This window comes from Roseobacter sp. FCG-D35 (assembly GCF_033436665.1).
In the GTDB taxonomy this organism is placed as follows: domain Bacteria; phylum Pseudomonadota; class Alphaproteobacteria; order Rhodobacterales; family Rhodobacteraceae; genus JAWQFO01.
This window is the reverse complement of the sequence record NZ_JAWQFO010000004.1, coordinates 113,022-129,422: the sequence shown is the minus strand read 5'-3', so window position 1 is coordinate 129,422 and position 16,401 is coordinate 113,022. Positions and strand designations below refer to the sequence as shown.

General features: G+C 66.4%; 17 protein-coding genes. 12 read left to right on the top strand and 5 right to left on the bottom strand.

Annotated features, from left to right (window positions below; translation table 11 throughout):
• Positions 1-247: 247 nt before the first annotated feature.
• From dgcN to R5H30_RS11480, 3 genes are all read left to right on the top strand, one after another.
• Entirely contained in the window at positions 248-1,249 is a 1,002-nt protein-coding gene (dgcN, locus tag R5H30_RS11490; RefSeq protein ID WP_318328483.1) for an N-acetyltransferase DgcN, read from the top strand.
• A gap of 67 nt (positions 1,250-1,316) precedes the next feature.
• Positions 1,317-2,282, top strand: a complete 966-nt coding sequence (dgcA, locus tag R5H30_RS11485; protein WP_318328477.1) for an N-acetyl-D-Glu racemase DgcA — start codon at positions 1,317-1,319, stop codon at positions 2,280-2,282.
• Between the two features lie 12 nt (positions 2,283-2,294).
• Positions 2,295-3,155 (top strand): D-amino-acid transaminase, encoded by an 861-nt coding sequence (locus R5H30_RS11480; RefSeq protein ID WP_318328474.1) that lies wholly within the window; start codon positions 2,295-2,297, stop codon positions 3,153-3,155.
• A gap of 36 nt (positions 3,156-3,191) precedes the next feature.
• On the opposite strand, the gene R5H30_RS11475 is transcribed toward R5H30_RS11480, so the two are convergent.
• Positions 3,192-4,064 (bottom strand): DUF2189 domain-containing protein, encoded by an 873-nt coding sequence (locus R5H30_RS11475; protein ID WP_318328473.1) that lies wholly within the window; start codon positions 4,062-4,064, stop codon positions 3,192-3,194.
• 293 nt (positions 4,065-4,357) lie between these two features.
• Positions 4,358-4,681 (bottom strand): DUF1244 domain-containing protein, encoded by a 324-nt coding sequence (locus R5H30_RS11470; protein ID WP_318328471.1) that lies wholly within the window; start codon positions 4,679-4,681, stop codon positions 4,358-4,360.
• A gap of 200 nt (positions 4,682-4,881) precedes the next feature.
• On the opposite strand from R5H30_RS11470, the gene pyk reads away from it, so the two are divergent.
• The 5 genes from pyk (at position 4,882) to R5H30_RS11445 (ending at position 8,620) form a co-directional block, all read left to right on the top strand.
• Positions 4,882-6,327, top strand: coding sequence for a pyruvate kinase (gene pyk, locus R5H30_RS11465; protein ID WP_318328467.1), 1,446 nt, complete (start codon positions 4,882-4,884; stop codon positions 6,325-6,327).
• 29 nt (positions 6,328-6,356) lie between these two features.
• Positions 6,357-6,584 (top strand): hypothetical protein, encoded by a 228-nt coding sequence (locus tag R5H30_RS11460; RefSeq protein WP_318328466.1) that lies wholly within the window; start codon positions 6,357-6,359, stop codon positions 6,582-6,584.
• A gap of 141 nt (positions 6,585-6,725) precedes the next feature.
• Entirely contained in the window at positions 6,726-6,926 is a 201-nt protein-coding gene (gene rpmI, locus R5H30_RS11455; RefSeq protein WP_318328465.1) for a 50S ribosomal protein L35, read from the top strand.
• 18 nt (positions 6,927-6,944) lie between these two features.
• Positions 6,945-7,310, top strand: coding sequence for a 50S ribosomal protein L20 (gene rplT, locus R5H30_RS11450; protein ID WP_318328462.1), 366 nt, complete (start codon positions 6,945-6,947; stop codon positions 7,308-7,310).
• 197 nt (positions 7,311-7,507) lie between these two features.
• On the top strand, positions 7,508-8,620 hold the full coding sequence (locus tag R5H30_RS11445; protein ID WP_318328459.1) for an alpha/beta hydrolase: 1,113 nt from the start codon (positions 7,508-7,510) through the stop codon (positions 8,618-8,620).
• Here the strand turns inward: R5H30_RS11445 and R5H30_RS11440 are convergent.
• The 3 genes from R5H30_RS11440 to R5H30_RS11430 form a co-directional block, all read right to left on the bottom strand.
• Positions 8,617-9,810 (bottom strand): YbfB/YjiJ family MFS transporter, encoded by a 1,194-nt coding sequence (locus R5H30_RS11440; RefSeq protein ID WP_318328458.1) that lies wholly within the window; start codon positions 9,808-9,810, stop codon positions 8,617-8,619. The two genes, R5H30_RS11445 and R5H30_RS11440, sit on opposite strands and share 4 nt — an antisense overlap.
• 75 nt (positions 9,811-9,885) lie before the next feature.
• Positions 9,886-10,467, bottom strand: a complete 582-nt coding sequence (locus R5H30_RS11435; protein WP_412105134.1) for a hypothetical protein — start codon at positions 10,465-10,467, stop codon at positions 9,886-9,888.
• 81 nt (positions 10,468-10,548) lie between these two features.
• Positions 10,549-11,949 carry a selenium-binding protein SBP56-related protein gene (locus tag R5H30_RS11430; RefSeq protein WP_318328456.1) on the bottom strand — a complete coding sequence of 467 codons (1,401 nt, stop codon included), beginning with the start codon at positions 11,947-11,949 and terminating at the stop codon, positions 10,549-10,551.
• A gap of 186 nt (positions 11,950-12,135) precedes the next feature.
• On the opposite strand from R5H30_RS11430, the gene pheS reads away from it, so the two are divergent.
• The 4 genes from pheS to R5H30_RS11410 are packed head-to-tail and all read left to right on the top strand — an operon-like array spanning position 12,136 to position 16,396.
• Positions 12,136-13,209 carry a phenylalanine--tRNA ligase subunit alpha gene (gene pheS / locus R5H30_RS11425; protein ID WP_318328452.1) on the top strand — a complete coding sequence of 358 codons (1,074 nt, stop codon included), beginning with the start codon at positions 12,136-12,138 and terminating at the stop codon, positions 13,207-13,209.
• 3 nt (positions 13,210-13,212) lie between these two features.
• The gene (locus R5H30_RS11420; RefSeq protein ID WP_318328450.1) at positions 13,213-13,497 is read left to right on the top strand and encodes a YrhK family protein; all 285 of its coding nucleotides are present in this window, start codon (positions 13,213-13,215) and stop codon (positions 13,495-13,497) included.
• A 15-nt stretch (positions 13,498-13,512) separates the two neighbouring features.
• Positions 13,513-15,912 (top strand): phenylalanine--tRNA ligase subunit beta, encoded by a 2,400-nt coding sequence (gene pheT / locus R5H30_RS11415; protein WP_318328447.1) that lies wholly within the window; start codon positions 13,513-13,515, stop codon positions 15,910-15,912.
• 34 nt (positions 15,913-15,946) lie between these two features.
• Positions 15,947-16,396 (top strand): YtoQ family protein, encoded by a 450-nt coding sequence (locus tag R5H30_RS11410; protein ID WP_318328446.1) that lies wholly within the window; start codon positions 15,947-15,949, stop codon positions 16,394-16,396.
• The last annotated feature ends 5 nt before the right edge of the window (positions 16,397-16,401 follow it).

Below are 16,401 nucleotides of genomic sequence, written 5' to 3'. Positions count from 1 at the left end.
AATGTTTCGGTATTGGCTCAAGTGCTGGTATTAAATTGCGCGACATGCTGCAAGAGCGATCTCGCAGTTGCAGCATCCGCCGACGGCTTTATCCGAACGGCTGACGGCAGTGCGGCGCAAGATATGCAGGCATTTGCGGGCTCTGGTCGAAGAATCGTGCAGTCCGATTGCAAGTGCGGCGAAAAAGACGATAGCCTTGCGCCGGAATCGCGCGAGATTCCCGCGACACGAATTTCAGGAGCGGCGCATGATCGAGACACCCTATCTACTGTTCCTTGGCGATGCACCCGACCAGCTTGCTGCCAAGGTGGCCCAGGGCATCCGCGACTGGCGGCCCGAGAACGCGGTCGGTCAGTTCCGGCTCGACGGCTGCAAGGCGGACCTCGGGCTTCCGGACATGACGCTGGAGCAGGCGAAAGCCACCGGCGTCAAGACGATGGTCATCGGCGTTGCGAACCGCGGCGGGACGATCAGCGCGGCCTGGCGCGAGGTGCTGGTGGCGGCGCTCGAGGCAGGCTTCGACCTTGCCAGCGGCTTGCACAACCTGCTGCGCGACTGGCCCGATCTGGTGCGGGCCGCCGAGGCCAACGGGCGCACGCTGCACGACGTGCGCATCCCCAGCGTGCAATACCCGATCGCCAACGGCGAAAAGCGCCGGGGCAAGCGCGTGCTGGCCATCGGCACCGATTGCTCTGCGGGCAAAATGTACACCGCGCTGGCCCTCGACAAGTCAATGCGCGAGGCAGGGCAGAAAAGCACCTTCCGGGCGACCGGCCAGACCGGGATCCTGATCACCGGTGACGGCGTGCCGCTCGACGCCGTGGTGGCGGATTTCATGGCCGGCTCGATCGAGTACCTGACGCCGGACAACGATCCCGATCACTGGGACATCATCGAGGGGCAGGGGAGCCTCTATCACGTGTCCTATTCGGGCGTCACGCTGGCGCTGATCCACGGCGGCCAGCCCGATGCGCTGATCCTGTGCCACGAGCCGACGCGCACCCACATGCGCGGGCTGCCGGGCTACAGGCTGCCGACGCTGGAACAGGTGCGCGACACCGGCCTCGCGCTTGCGAAGGTTGCCAACCCGGACTGCAAGGTGGTGGGCGTGTCGATCAACACCCAGCACATGTCCGAGGACGAGGCGAAGGCCTATTGCGCCAAGGTCGAGGCAGAGATGGGCCTGCCCACGGTCGATCCGTTTCGCCACGGGGCGGCGCGGCTGGCGGCGGCGCTCGAAGAGATCTGACCGCGGCGCCGGTGGCACGACTGGGTGCCTCCGGCGGGGATATTTGCGAACCAGAGAAGGACGGGCGATGCACATCGAGGTGAGCCGGGACACGTTTCCGCTGGCGCAGGTCTTCACCATAAGCCGCGGCTCTCGGACCGAGGCACAGGTGCTGACGGTGCGGGTCTCGGACGGCGGCGTGACGGGATGGGGCGAATGCGTTCCTTACGCGCGCTATGGCGAGACGCTGGAGAGCGTGACGGCGCAGATCGAGGGGCTGGGCGGCGCGGTCACGCGCGAGACGCTGGGCGGGTTGCTGCCCGCGGGCGCGGCGCGCAACGCGGTCGACTGCGCCCTGTGGGACCTCGCGGCCAATCGCGCCGGCAAACGCGCCTGGGAGATCGCGGGGCTCGACGCACCGGGGCCGGTGATCACCGCCTATACGCTTTCGCTCGACACGCCCGAGGCGATGCGGGCGCAGGCCGAGAAGAACGCCGCGCGGCCGCTTCTGAAGATCAAGCTCGGCACGCCGGACGACATGCCGCGGCTCGAGGCGGTGCGCGCCGGCGCGCCCGAGGCGCGGATCATCGTCGATGCGAACGAGGGCTGGTCGGCCGATGTCTACGCCGATCTCGCCCCGCACCTGCTGCGGCTCGGGGTTGATCTCGTCGAACAGCCGCTGCCGGCGGGCGAGGACGAGGCATTGCGCGGGCTCGAGCGTCCGGTGCCGGTCTGTGCCGACGAAAGCTGCCATGACCGCGAAAGCCTTGCCGGACTAAAGGGCAAGTACGACGTCGTGAACATCAAGCTCGACAAGACCGGCGGGCTCACCGAGGCGCTGGCGCTGCGCGACGCGGCGCAGCGGCAAGGGTACGGCGTGATGGTCGGCTGCATGGTCGGCTCGAGCCTCGCGATGGCGCCGGCGGTGCTTGTCGCGCAGGGCGCGCGGATCGTCGATCTTGACGGGCCGCTGCTTCTGGCCGAAGACCGGGACCACGCCCTGACATTCGACGACCAGGGAATCCATCCGCCCACAGCGGCCCTCTGGGGATAGGAGAGACCAGACATGCGCACCGTTTACGTGAACGGCGACTACCTGCCCGAGACCGAGGCCCGCGTGTCGATCTTCGACCGGGGGTTCCTGATGGCCGACGGCGTTTACGAAGTGACCTCGGTCCTGGGTGGCAAGCTGATCGATTTCGAGGGCCACGCCAAACGGCTGCAGCGCTCTCTGGGCGAGCTTGACATGCCAAGCCCGGTCGATCCAGGTGAGCTGCTGGAAATCCACCGCGAACTTGTGACCCGCAACGATCTCGAGGACGGGATGATTTATCTGCAAATCACCCGCGGTGCCCCCGAGGATCGCGATTTCGCCTTCCCGGACCCCGCGACCACGCCCGCGACCATCGTGCTGTTTACCCAGTCGAAGCCCGGCTTGGCGGACAGCCCGGCGGCGAAGAAGGGCATCAAGGTGATCAGCATCGAGGACATCCGCTGGGGCCGGCGGGACATCAAGACGGTGCAGCTGCTTTATCCGTCGATGGGCAAGATGATGGCCAAGAAGGCCGGTGCCGACGACGCCTGGATGGTCGAGGACGGCATGGTCACCGAGGGTACCTCGAACAACGCCTACATCGTGAAGGGCAACCGGATCATCACCCGGGCGCTGTCGAACGACATCCTGCACGGGATCACCCGGGCGGCGGTGCTGCGGTTCGCGCGCGAGGCACAGATGGAGGTCGAGGAGCGCAGCTTCAGCATCGACGAGGCCAAGCAGGCTGACGAGGCCTTCATCACCTCGGCCAGCACCTTCGTGATGCCGGTGGTCGAGATCGACGGCGTGGCGCTGGGCGACGGCGTGCCGGGGCGCGTGTCGCAACGGCTGCGCGAGATCTACATCGACGAGAGCCGCAAGGCCGCGGTCTGAGACGACCCGGCCGTCCGCCGCCGACCAGCCAATCCTTCAGCGCGGGCGCCTGGCAACCGCGCATCGGTAGAGGTGCCATGTGGCGTGGCCGAGGATCGGCAGCACGATGATCATCCCGATGAAGAGCGTCGCCACTCCGAGGACGAGCATTGCGACGACGATGGCGCCCCATGCAGCGACCTCGACCGGGTTGCGCCGGGCGATGGTGGCCGACGTCACCACCGCACGCGTCAGACCCACGTGGCGGTCGATCAGCAGCGGAAAGGACACAAGGCTCATCGCCAGCGCGGCGACTGCGAAGATAAAACCGATGCCGCTACCGAGAATGAGCATGACCCAGCCTGAACCGGTCGTGAAAACGTCCCCGATCAGGGCCGACGCCGACTGCGGAGGCTCGGGCCCAAGCGTGACGCCGTAGAGAAACCAGGCGACCACAAGCCACATCGCGAAGAGGAAGGCGAGATAGCAGCCCAGGACGACGATTGGCACGAAGGAGGGCGATCCCATGACCCCGAAGGCGTCACCGATGTTTGTCTCGAGGCCCTGTTCGCGCCTGCGGCTCATCTCGTAGAGGCCGATGGCGGCGACGGGGCCGAGAATCGCGAATCCGGTGATCATCGGAAATACCAGCGGCAGGACCTCGCGGTTGACGGCAGCCCAGATCAACAGAAGTCCGATGATCGGGTAGATGAGCACCACGAAGACGACATCCGTGCGCAGCGCCATGAAGTCCTCCGCCCCCTTTTTCAGCGCGGTTCGGAGGTCGTCGAAGCTCAGGTCGTTCAGCTCGATGGGGGCAGTGTCATGGCTGCCGAGTTCGCTTGTTCCTTCGCCGATGTAGGTCGACCCGGATCCCGCGGCCTTGGCGGCCCAGGACAACGGATTGCCGATCGTCTTGCCTTTTGCCATCACGCTCTCCTTCCCGTGAAACACCGGCGGGAGCCAGCCATCGGGTGGACCCGCGTGGCAGAATGCATGTCCAGAGACTGTAACAGAAAATCGCGCCTGTGTCGCGCCGACGCAGGGGTGTCACGCGGTTGTGTCCCGGCCGTGCGGCGCGGGCGGCAGACTCGCGGGACAGTGTCGGGGTCATCGTCGCCGCAGGCCGCGCAGACCCCGGAAAGCGCCCGTCGCGCCACAGCCGACACCCTGCCGGACGCCGTGTGGCTGCGCCGAGGTTTCGCGCGCCGAGCGCGTCGGGGTCAGCCCTCGTTCTCGACGTTTTCCTTGAAGGACTGCTTAAAGGCCGCCTGCTTGTCCGCTCCGGCCTCGGTCTGGAACTGGGTTTTCCAGGCGTCCATCGTCATGCCGTAGAACCGTTCGCGGGCTTCGTCTTTGCCCATCTCGATGCCGCGTTCGTTCGCCGCTTCCTGGTACCAGCGGCTCAGGCAGTTGCGGCAGAACCCGGCGAGGTTCATCAGGTCGATGTTCTGCACGTCTGTCCGCTCTTCCATCAGGTGGCGGCGCAGCCGGCGGAAGGCGGCGGCCTGCAGCTCGATCTCGGTCTGGTCGGGTAGGTCGTCCATGCTGCTGCTCCTTTCGGCACTGCAAGAGACTTGGGGCGTTTCACGCCCCGATGCAAGCGCCCGGGCGTTGCATCTGTCCGCACGGCCGTGTCATTGGGGTCTCACGCCGGAAGCGGCGCGCGCATGGCAGTTGCCCCGCGCCGGGGCATCGGCCATAAGGCACCCAATCCGTTAGCGGTAACGAGCCAAGGAGCGTGCAGATGAGACGCCACCGCAATGTCAAGATCGTGGCCACGCTGGGCCCGTCTTCCGATACGCATGAAACCATCAAGGCCCTGCATCTTGCAGGCGCGGACGTGTTCCGCCTCAACATGAGCCACGGAAGCCACGAAGAAATCCGCAAGAAACACGAGATCATCCGGGCTATCGAGGATGAGACCGGCGGCTCCATCGCGATCCTTGCCGACCTGCAGGGGCCGAAGCTGCGCGTGGGCGTCTTTGCCGGCGACAGCGAACAACTTGACGAGGGGGCCAAGTTCCGGCTCGACCTAGACGAGGCCGAAGGGGACGCCTCGCGCGTCTGTCTGCCGCATCCCGAGATCTTCCAGGCGCTGGAACCCGGGGCGACTCTGCTCGTCAACGACGGCAAGATCCGCCTGACCGTCGACGATTGCGGACCCGATTTCGCCGAGTGCACGGTCGTCGCGGGCGGGGTGATTTCGAACCGCAAGGGCGTGAACGTGCCGGACGTCGTTCTGCCGGTGGCGGCGCTGTCGGAAAAGGACCGGGCCGATCTCGAGTTCGTCTGCGAGCTTGGCGTCGATTTCCTGGCCCTCAGCTTCGTGCAGCGGCCCGAGGACGTCGAAGAGGCGCGCGATCTGGCGCGTGGCCGCGCCTCGCTGATCTCGAAGATCGAGAAGCCTTCGGCGGTCAAGCAGATCGACGCGATCATCGCCGCGAGCGACGGCATCATGGTGGCGCGCGGCGATCTGGGCGTCGAACTGCCGGTTCAGAACGTGCCGCCGATCCAGAAACGCCTCGTGCGTAAGTGCCGCTCGGCAGCCAAGCCGGTGATCGTCGCCACGCAGATGCTCGAAAGCATGATCGAAAGCCCGATGCCGACCCGCGCCGAAGTCTCGGACGTCGCGACGGCGATCTACGAGGGGGCCGACGCGGTGATGCTGAGCGCGGAATCCGCCGCTGGTTCCTACCCGATCGAGGCGGTCACGACGATGAACAACGTGGCCACCGAGGTCGAACAGGACCCGACTTACACCCAGATTATCGAGGCGTCGCGCGATGCGGCCGGCGCCACCGTGGCCGACGGGATCGTCGCGGCGGCGCGCGAGATCGCCGAGAAGACGCATATCAAGGCAATCTGCTGCTTCACGCAGAGCGGGACCACCGCGCTTCTGGTTGCGCGCGAGCGCCCGCGGGTTCCGATCTTGGCGATGACGCCGCTCAAGGACACCGCGCGGCGCCTGTCGCTGACCTGGGGCACCAACACGGTGATTACGCCGGTTCTCGACCGCTTCAAGGGCGCCGTTGTCGCCTCCGCCCGCGCAGCGCGCGAGGAGGGGCTGGCGGGTCCCGAGGATCAGATCGTCGTGACTGCGGGCGTGCCGTTCAACGTGCCGGGCAGCACCAACATCCTGCGCGTCGCGCCCTGTGACGAACGTTTGATTTACAGCACCGACCCGGAGTAAGCTTCCGCGAAAGACGGGGGACGAGACAGATGGATCCGGAACTTGCGCTGGTGCTGGGCATCGTCCTGGCGGTCTTTACCATACCCTCTTTGCTGTCCGCGATGAGCGACAGCCGTGCGCCGCGCGCCTCGGCGCTGACGATCCTGATCGCCGTCGGGCTGATTTTCTACGCGATCAGCCAGGCGCCGGGTCCGGGCTACCGCATGCAGGACATCCCGAACATCTTCGTCTCGGTCGCGGGGCGCTACCTGCCCTGACGCGACAGGGCTCGGCCGATTCATCTCCAAGGGCCTTGCCAAGCAGTTCTCCGAAGCATATAGGGCAGCTTCCGATTGCGGGACCGGCCGGAGTGGCATGCCGAGTCGCGCGTAAACCGATCTTGAAGACAGGAGACGGAAATGCCCAAGATGAAGACCAAGTCGAGCGCCAAGAAGCGCTTCAAGGTGACGGCGACCGGCAAGGTGATCGCCGGTCAGGCTGGCAAACGGCACGGGATGATCAAGCGGACCAAGAAGTTCATCCGCGACGCGCGTGGCACCACGGTGCTCAGCGCCCCCGACGCCAAGATCGTCAAGGGCTACATGCCCTACGACCGCTAAGCCAGAAGGAAGAGAGACATGTCCCGAGTCAAAGGTGGAACCGTCACCCACGCCCGTCACAAGAAGGTCGTCAAGGCAGCCAAGGGCTACTACGGCCGTCGCAAGAACACCTTCAAGGTCGCGGCCCAGGCGGTCGACAAGGCCAATCAGTACGCCACGCGCGACCGCAAGAACCGCAAGCGCAACTTCCGCGCCCTGTGGATCCAGCGCATCAACGCCGCCGTGCGCAGCCATGACGAGGCGCTGACCTATTCGCGTTTCATCAACGGCCTGTCGCTGGCCGGCATCGAGGTGGACCGCAAGGTGCTGGCCGATCTCGCCGTGCACGAGCCGGAAGCTTTCGGCGCGATCGTCAAGCAGGCGCAGGACGCGCTGACCGCGTAAGCGTCACGACCATCGAATTTCGAGAGGCCGCCCCAATCGGGGCGGTCTTTTTCGTTCGTGCGAACGTCGTCGGCCGGCACGCGCCGCCCGCCTGTTCCGGCAAGACACGCACCGGCGTTGCCCGGTTCCGCACCCCATGCTAGTTTTGCGCGAACCCAGCGCGGGCTGCTGGTGTTGATCCAGACTTGCGGAGTGCCATGTCCGACCTCTCCCGTAGCGTTTTGATTTCGCTGATCTCCCTGATGCTGTTGGCGACCGGCTGTGCCCGCGCGCCCGAGTTGATCGGGGTCGACAACGAACGCTTCCCGGTCGCCTCGATCGCCGAGCTTGAAAAGCATCGTATCTTCATCACGACGACCCGGCAGGGCAGCGCCGCGGTCGGCGCGCTCTACTCGGACCGTCGCTCGCCCGAGATCGGGTTGTCCTCGGTCGACGTCAGCGTTCCGCCGACCCACGTGCAGGGCGTGCTCGAACGCGCGCGCCACCTGCCGCCCGATCCGCGCACCGAGTTCGCGGTCGTCAACCCGGCGATCTACACCAGCCGGAACGCCTTTGTCGCGGCGCTGAACCGCGAACTCGACCGCCGCCCGCGCGCCGATCGCGAGGTTCTGTTCTTCGTGCACGGCTACAACACCAACACCAGCGACGCGGTGCTGCGCCTCGCCCAATTCGTCGAGGACACCGGATTTCAGGGCGTGCCCGTCCTTTTCACATGGGCCTCGGCGGCGCGCACGACGCGGTATGTCTACGACCTCAACAGCGCGCTGATCGCCCGGTCAAAACTCAAGGAAATCTCTGAAATCATCGTCAGTTCGCGCGCCGAGTCGATCGGGGTTTTCGCGCACTCGATGGGGACCTTCCTGACCATGGAGGGGCTGGTGGATGCGCAACTCGCCGGACGGCTCGATAGCCACGACAGGATCGATCACGTGATCCTCGCGGCCCCGGATATCGACATCGACCTGTTCCGCACGCAGGTGTCGATCCTGCCGCCGTCGCTTTTGCGCAAGATGTATCTGCTGGTGTCCAAGGACGACTACGCGCTGCGGATCTCGCGCCGGGTCGCGGGTGGCGTGCCGCGCGTTGGCGCCTCGGAGGCCGAGGAACTGGAAAGGTTGGGTCTGACCGTCATCGACCTCTCCGAGATCGACGACTCCTCTACCGACAGCCACAACAAGTTCGCCGGTTCTCCCGAGGTGGTCCAACTCATCGGCGCCGGGTTGCGCTCGAACACGCAATTCAGCGCCGGTCCGACGTCGGCGCTCGACGATCTGTTGTCGAACGTTCCGATCCAGGTCTTCAGGCCCTAGCCCGCGCGCGGCAAGGACTTCTGTGCCAGCGCGCAGATCGCGCCGCACATCAGGATCGCGGCCCCGGCCAGCAGGCTGTCGCCGATATTACCCGTAAGGTCGCCGATCAGACCGGCGGCCCAGGGTCCGAACGTCTGTGAGACCGCGAAGACCGCCGTGAACAGGCTCATCGCCGCACCCCAGGCTGCAGGCTCGAGGTTCTGCCGGATGAAGCTGGTGATCGCCGGCGGCGCCATGAAGACGCAGCATCCGAAGACCACCGCGGATGCGATGACCGGCCATCCCGGCGGCAGCACGACCGGCAGAACCGAACCCAGGGCGATGCCGCTTAAAACCAGGGCAAGCGGCAGGCCCGAGGCCCAGCGCGCAAAGACCGGGCGCCAGAGAAACGGCGAGACGCAGATGCAGAGCCCCATCAGCATCCAGACGGCGGCGATGAAGCGTGGCGTCGCCGCCTGGTCGGTCATCCATGCCGCGAGAAAGGTCAGGTAGACGATATAGCCCAGGCCGAACCCTGCATAGCCCGCCAACTCGGGCGCGATGGCGCGCAGGGGCAACGACACCGGGCGCGGTGCCTCCTGCGTGCCGACCGAGAGGCTGCGCGCCGACCACAGGCTCAGCGGCAGGCAGAGCAGGCTGAGCGTGCCGATCGCGCCCCAGCCCCAAGGCCATGCAGACGTCCCCCAGCCCTCGAGGATCAGCGGAATCGAGGCCCCGGACAGCACGATGCCAAGGCCGCCGCCGGTCCCGAAAAGCAGCGCGATCCCCAGCGCGTTGCGCCGGGCGTCTCCGGGAAAGAGACGCGCGGCCAGCACGCCCGCGGTCGAGAAGGAGAGTGCGCCGGTCATGCCCGCCGCGATGCGCCAGAACGTCTGCCAGCCCAGCTCGGGGTCGAGCCCCGTGGCCAGCAGCGACAGCGTCGTGCCGAGGATCCCGAGGGTGAACAGCCGCGTCGGGGGCAGGCGGGCGATCAGCCACATGGTCGCCACCGCACCCATGACATAGCCGAAGGCATTGGCGGTGTTGAGCCAGCCGGCCTGCGCGTAGCTCCAGCCCAGTTCGGCCCGCATCGCCGGCAGGATTAGCCCGTAGGCGAAGCGCGCGAACCCGTTGGTGACCGTCACGCCCAGCGTCAGTCCGGCGAGGATCAGCCAGGACCGGGCGTGGCTTTCGGCTGTGTTCGGTGTCATCGCGCGGTCTACCTGTCGGTGCATCGGAGCCACGTTACAAATCGCGTCAGGACTGTCCATGCCGCGAAAGGCGGCTCAATGGACGAAGAAAAGCGAGATGCCCCCGACCAGAACCAGGCTTGCCGCCCAGACGAGATCGAGGTTGAACCAGGTTTTCGACAGGAACTTCAAGCCGAGCCAACGATAGATGATCACGGCGAGCGCACCGCCCGAAACGGTCATCGCCGCGGTGTGAACCAGCGCCACGAGGGCGGCGATCCCGGCAGTGCCCGTCATCAGGGCGTCGGCGGCGGCATGGCCCGCGTCGGTCTCGATCGTGCGGCAGATGCCGAGGTAGATCGGCACCAGCATCAGCCCCGCACCATGGGCCATCGCCGCAAGAAAGGACCAGAGTGCAAGGCGGGTGGGCGGGACCCGGGCGAGAAAACGCGGGTGTCGGCGGTAGATCAAAAGAAAGACGCCAAAGCCGATGACCAGCAGCGCCGCGCCGATCTGGATCTCGCGCTGCCACGCCGCCAGCAGGGTCAGCACCGAGAAGGGAAACAGAACGGCGGCCATCGCCAGCAGGTGACCGGCCGCCAGCGCCAGCAGCGCCTTGCCGAGGCTTGCGCGGCTGCGGTCCATCAGCGCCGCCGAAACCGCCAGCGGCCAGCCCATGCCCGGGTTCAGCCCGTGATAGACGCCCGAGGCGACGACGGCCCACCACAGGGCCGCCGCCGAGCCCGCATCCTGCACGCGTCAGACGGACGGATAGCAGAAGCTGTCGGTCGAGCAGTCGCCGCCCTCGAGCCGGATCTGGTGGCTGCGGTAGCCGTCGGGGAAGTCGACCCAGAAATCCTTGGCCAGCTCCAGCCCGCCGTCCTTTCCGGCCTCGGCCATGACCATCGCCGCGCCGCGGTCACCGGGATAGAACTGGTCGTCCCAGGTCGAATAGAGCGAGTTGGTCCAGTAGACCCGCTTGCCGTCACGGCTGATCTCGACCATTTGCGGCCCGTAGCCGAAGTCGCGCCCGTTCGGATGCTTGTGCCTGGCGACGATGCCGCCCAGTTCGACCTTCCCGGCAAGCTTGGGCATCATCGGGTCGGACACGTCGTACTGGTGCATCTCTCCGGTGCCCCAGCAGGACACGTAGAGGAAGCGGTCGTCGAGGCTGAGGTCGATGTCGGTCACCAGTGGCGGCACCGCCTCGAACCCCTTCAGCAGGTCGGGCAGGTCGTCCGCCGCAGCGGGCTGCGGCGGGATCGTCACCGTCTTCTTGGCCTCGAAGCTGCCGTCCTTGTTGCGCCACCAGGTCCAGATCGACCCTTCGAGGTTGGTGGTATCGACCACGACTCCGCAGAAGCCGTATTCCTTCACCGGATCGTGGGCGGGCCGCACCTCGAGCGCCATCTGGTGGTTCTCGCCGAGGTCGATGGTCTGCACGTTCTTGCGCGCGCGCAGGTCCCAGAAATGCAGCCGGTGCCCGTACTTGTTGGACAGCAGGTCCTCGGGCACGATGCCATTCTCGAACTGCGGCGGCAGGCCCCATTCGGAACTGACCATGTAGTTGCGCGGCAGGTTCCACCAGAAATCGTACTGCTTGTCCTGGGGGCCGCGGTCCATCTCGTATCTGCCGATGACCTCGAAGGTCTGGCAATCCATGATGAAGATGCCCGGCGGCCCGTCGGTGCCGTCCGGGCCGCCGCCGCCCAGCGTGCTGACGTAGATGCCCTCGGGGCCGCAGTGGATCGTGTGCGGGCGCGAATAGCCGGTCTTCGCAAAAACCTCTTCGGGTTCGATGATCTTGTGGATCTCGGCCTTGAGCGGGTCCTTCACGTCGACAACGTAGATCCGTGACGAGCGGATGCCGGGGATAATCAGGTAGCGGCGTTCGAGAAACGCGTGCCCGGTCAGCGGCGAGAGCGAGGAGGAACAGGCGTTCCAGCCGAAATGGTGAAACTCGTCACCCTTTTCGGGCATGATGACCTTGTGCACGATCTGGCTGTAGGTATCGGACGCAGGGTCGACATCGACGACGGCCAGACCGTCCGGTTGCGAGCCGTCGGGGCTGAGCATCAGCGTGAAGGCCAGGGTCTCGGCGGGGGCCTCCATCGCCAGCTTGGGGGTGGCGTGGAACGTCGGATCGGGTCTCAGGTTCATCGTTGGGTCCTCCCTTGCGCGGGCGCCAGCGCGCAAGTGGTCGTCGGCGCCCTTGCGGTAGGCTGGCACGGAGCGGGGGAGTCGGGCAAGCCTCGGCTTGCCGCAGCGTCAGCGGCCCGCGGCGGCGGGTCTTGAATTCGGGGCCTCTTGTGGTAGCAGGACGGCAGCCGAAACCGGGGTACAACCATGGACGATCTGAAATCGAAATACCTGGGCCAGATTGCCGACGCGGGTGACGAGAACGCGCTCGAGGCGATCCGCGTCGCTGCGGTCGGCAAGAAGGGCGAGGTTGCGCTGAAGATGCGTGAACTGGGTCGCATGACACCCGAGGAACGCCAGGTCGAGGGCCCGCGCCTGAACGCGCTCAAGGACGAGATCAACTCGGCCCTCAGCGCCAAGAAGGCCGCGCTGGCCGATGCCGCTCTGGATGAACGGCTTCGCGGCGAATGGCTGGACGTGACGCTGCCCGCCCGGGACCGGCGCCACGGCACGATACACCCCGTGAGCCAGGTGACCGAGGAGGTTACGGCGATCTTTGGAGAGCTTGGCTTCTCGGTGGCCGAGGGGCCGCGGATCGACACCGACTGGTACAATTTCGACGCGCTGAACATTCCCGGCCACCATCCCGCGCGGGCCGAGATGGACACGTTCTACATGGCGCGCGCCGAGGGCGACAATCGTCCGCCGCACGTGCTGCGTACCCACACCTCGCCGGTGCAGATCCGCACGATGGAGGCGCAAGGCGCGCCGTTGCGCATCATCTGCCCGGGCGGCGTCTACCGTGCCGATTACGACCAGACCCACACGCCGATGTTCCACCAGGTCGAGGGGCTTGCCATCGACAAGGACATCTCGATGGCCAACCTCAAGTGGGTGCTCGAAGAGTTCTTCTCAGCCTTCTTCGAGATCGACGGCATCAAGACCCGCTTTCGCGCCTCGCATTTCCCGTTCACCGAACCCTCGGCCGAGGTCGACATCCAGTGTTCGTGGGAAGATGGCAAGCTCAAGGTCGGCGAGGGCGACGGCTGGCTCGAGGTGCTGGGCTCAGGCATGGTGCATCCGAACGTGCTGAAGGCCGGCGGCATCGACCCCGCCGCGTGGCAGGGCTTTGCCTTCGGCATGGGCATCGACCGGATCGCGATGCTGAAATACGGCATCCCCGACCTGCGGGCGTTCTTCGATTCTGACCTGCGCTGGTTGCGGCACTACGGCTTTTCCGCGCTCGATGTCCCGACCCTGCGCGGCGGGCTGAGCGGTTAAGCCATGGCACTGTTGTTCCACAGGGAAAGGCGCAACCAGAACCCGCGCAGCCAGCGGGTCTACGCGCTGTTCGAGATCGCCTACACGGTGGTCGACTTCACCGCGGCGCTGCTGTTTCTCGTCGGTTCGGTGATGTTTCTCTCCGAGGACTGGCAGACCGTGGGAACGTGGCTCTTCATCGTCGGCTCCTGCTGCTTCATGGCCAAGCCCACGATCCGGCTGGTCCGCGAGTTGAAACTGGCCGCCATCGGCGACACCGAAGACCTTGCAAAACGCCTGAACGGCTGACGGGGGACACCTAGAATGAAATTCACCCTTTCCTGGCTGAAGGAGCACCTGGACACCACGGCCAGCGTCGAGGAGATCGCCGAGGCGTTGACCGATCTCGGGCTCGAGGTCGAAGGCGTCGAGGACCGCGGGGCACGCCTGCGCGACTTCACGCTGGGCTTCGTCAGGTCTGCCGAGAAGCATCCCGATGCCGACCGCCTGCGGGTTTGCCAGGTCGAGACCGACGAAGGCGTCAAGCAGATCATCTGCGGCGCGCCCAATGCGCGCGAGGGCATCACGGTCGTCATCGCCAAGCCCGGCGTCTACGTGCCGGGGATCGACACCACCATCGGCGTCGGCAAGATCCGTGGTGTCGAGAGTTTCGGCATGATGGCCTCCGAGCGTGAACTGGAACTGTCGGACGAGCATGACGGCATCATCGAGCTGCCTTCGGGCGCGGTCGGGCAGGGCTTCGTGGACTGGCTGGCGCAGAACGATCCCGCGAAAGTCGACCCGGTGATCGAGATCGCGATCACGCCGAACCGCCCCGACGCGCTTGGCGTGCGCGGCATCGCCCGCGATCTCGCGGCGCGTGGTCTCGGCACGCTGAAGCCGCGCGATGTCGTGGCGGTCGCGGGCGGGTTTCCTTGTCCCGTCGAGGTCTCGATCGACGAGGACACGCGGGAGCAATGCCCGGTGTTCTTCGGGCGCTATATCCGCGGCGTGAAGAACGGGCCGTCGCCGCAATGGTTGCAGGACCGCCTGCGGGCCATCGGGCTGCGCCCGATCTCGTTCCTGGTCGATGTCACCAACTTCTTCACCTACGACCGCAACCGACCGCTGCACGTTTTCGACGCCGACAAGCTCGAAGGCGCGAAGCTGCGCATCCACCGTGCCAAGGGCGGCGAGACCCTGCTGGCGCTCGATGAGAAGGAATACACCTTCGACGCGGGCATGACGCTGATCTCGGACGCGGAAGGCGTCGAAAGCATCGCTGGCATCATGGGCGGCGAGCGTACGGGCTGCACCGCCGAGACGGTGAACGTCTTCATCGAGGCGGCCTACTTCGACCCGGTGCGCACCGCCTACACGGGCCGCGCGCTCAAGATCAACTCGGACGCGCGCTACCGGTTCGAGCGCGGCATCGACCCAGCCTGGACACCGCTGGGCATCGAGGCGGCGACCCGGATGATCCTCGAGCATGCCGGGGGAGAGGCCTCTGACGTGGTGCGCGCGGGTGAGACCCCCGACACCTCGCGGGCCTACCGGCTCGACGCGGCGCGGGTGCGTTCGCTGGTCGGCATGGAGATCGCGGAAAGCGAACAGCGCCAGACCCTCACGGCGCTCGGGTTCGTGCTCGAGGGCGACATGGCGCAGGTGCCGAGCTGGCGGCCCGACGTGATGGGCGAGGCCGATCTGGTCGAGGAGGTCGCGCGCATCGCCTCGCTGACCAAGCTGCAGGGCAAGCCGATGAAACGTCTCTCGGACGGTGTGCCGAAGCCGGTGCTGCTGCCGATGCAGAAGCGCGAGGCGGCGGCGCGGCGGACCTGTGCGGCGCTGGGCTACAACGAATGCGTCACCTACAGCTTCATCGACAAGGCCTCGGCCACGCTGTTCGGCGGCGGCGTCGATGCCACGATGCTGGAAAACCCGATCAGCAGCGACATGAGCCACATGCGCCCCGACCTGCTGCCGGGACTCCTGCAGGCGGCGGCGCGCAACCAGTCGCGCGGCTTTGCCGACATGGCGCTCTTCGAGGTCGGGCCTGCCTTCCACGGCGGCGAGCCCGGCGACCAGCACCTGATGGTCAGCGGTCTGCTGATCGGGCGCACCGGCCCGAAGGACGTGCACGGGGCCGCACGCCCGGTCGATGTCTTCGACGTCAAGGCCGATGCCGAGGCGGTGCTGGCCGCGATGGGCGCGCCGGCCAAGGTCCAGATCCTGCGGGACGGCCCCGGCTGGTGGCACCCGGGACGCCACGGCCGGATCTGCCTTGGCCCGAAGAAGGTTATGGGTGTCTTCGGCGAACTGCATCCGAAGGTGCTGCAGGCGATGGACGTGAAGGGACCGGCGATGGCCTTCACGCTCTGGCCCGCGGAAATCCCGATGCCGCGCAAATCCGGTGCCTCGCGCCCGGCGCTGCAGGTCAGCGACCTGCAGGCGGTCGAGCGCGATTTCGCCTTCGTCGTCGACCGCGAGGTCGAGGCCAGCAGGCTGGTCAACGCCGCGATGGGCGCCGACAAGGCGCTGATTTCCGACGTGCGCGTCTTCGACCAGTTCGTAGGCGGCAGCCTCGGCGAAGATCGCAAGTCCGTGGCGCTGACCGTGCGGCTGCAGCCGACGACAGAGACGCTGAAGGACAAGGACATCGAGGCGGTCGCCGCGAAGGTGGTCGAAAAGGTCACCAAGGCAAGCGGTGGGTCGCTGCGCGGCTAGGCCGCGCGACCGTCAGGCAAGGGAAGGGAACGTGATGACGCTGAAAGTCTATCTGTCGGGAGAAATCCACACTGACTGGCGCGAGCGGATCGTCGACGGGGCAAAAGAACTCGACGTCGCCTTTTCGTCTCCGGTGACCAATCACGCGGCAAGCGACGATTGCGGTGTCGCGATCCTTGGGGCCGAAGCCGATAAGTTCTGGCACGACCACAAGGGCGCGCAGATGAACGCGATCCGCACCCGCAAGGGCATCGCCGACGCCGACGTGGTCGTGGTGCGCTTCGGCGACCAATACAAGCAGTGGAACGCGGCGTTCGACGCAGGCTACGCCGCGGCGCTCGGCAAGTCGCTGATCATCCTGCACGGGCCGGATCACGCCCACGCGCTGAAAGAGGTCGACGCGGCAGCGCTGGCCGTCGCGCAGGAACCCGAGCAGGTCGTGGACATCCTGCGCTATGTTCTGACCGGCAAGCTGCCGGGCTGAGGTCC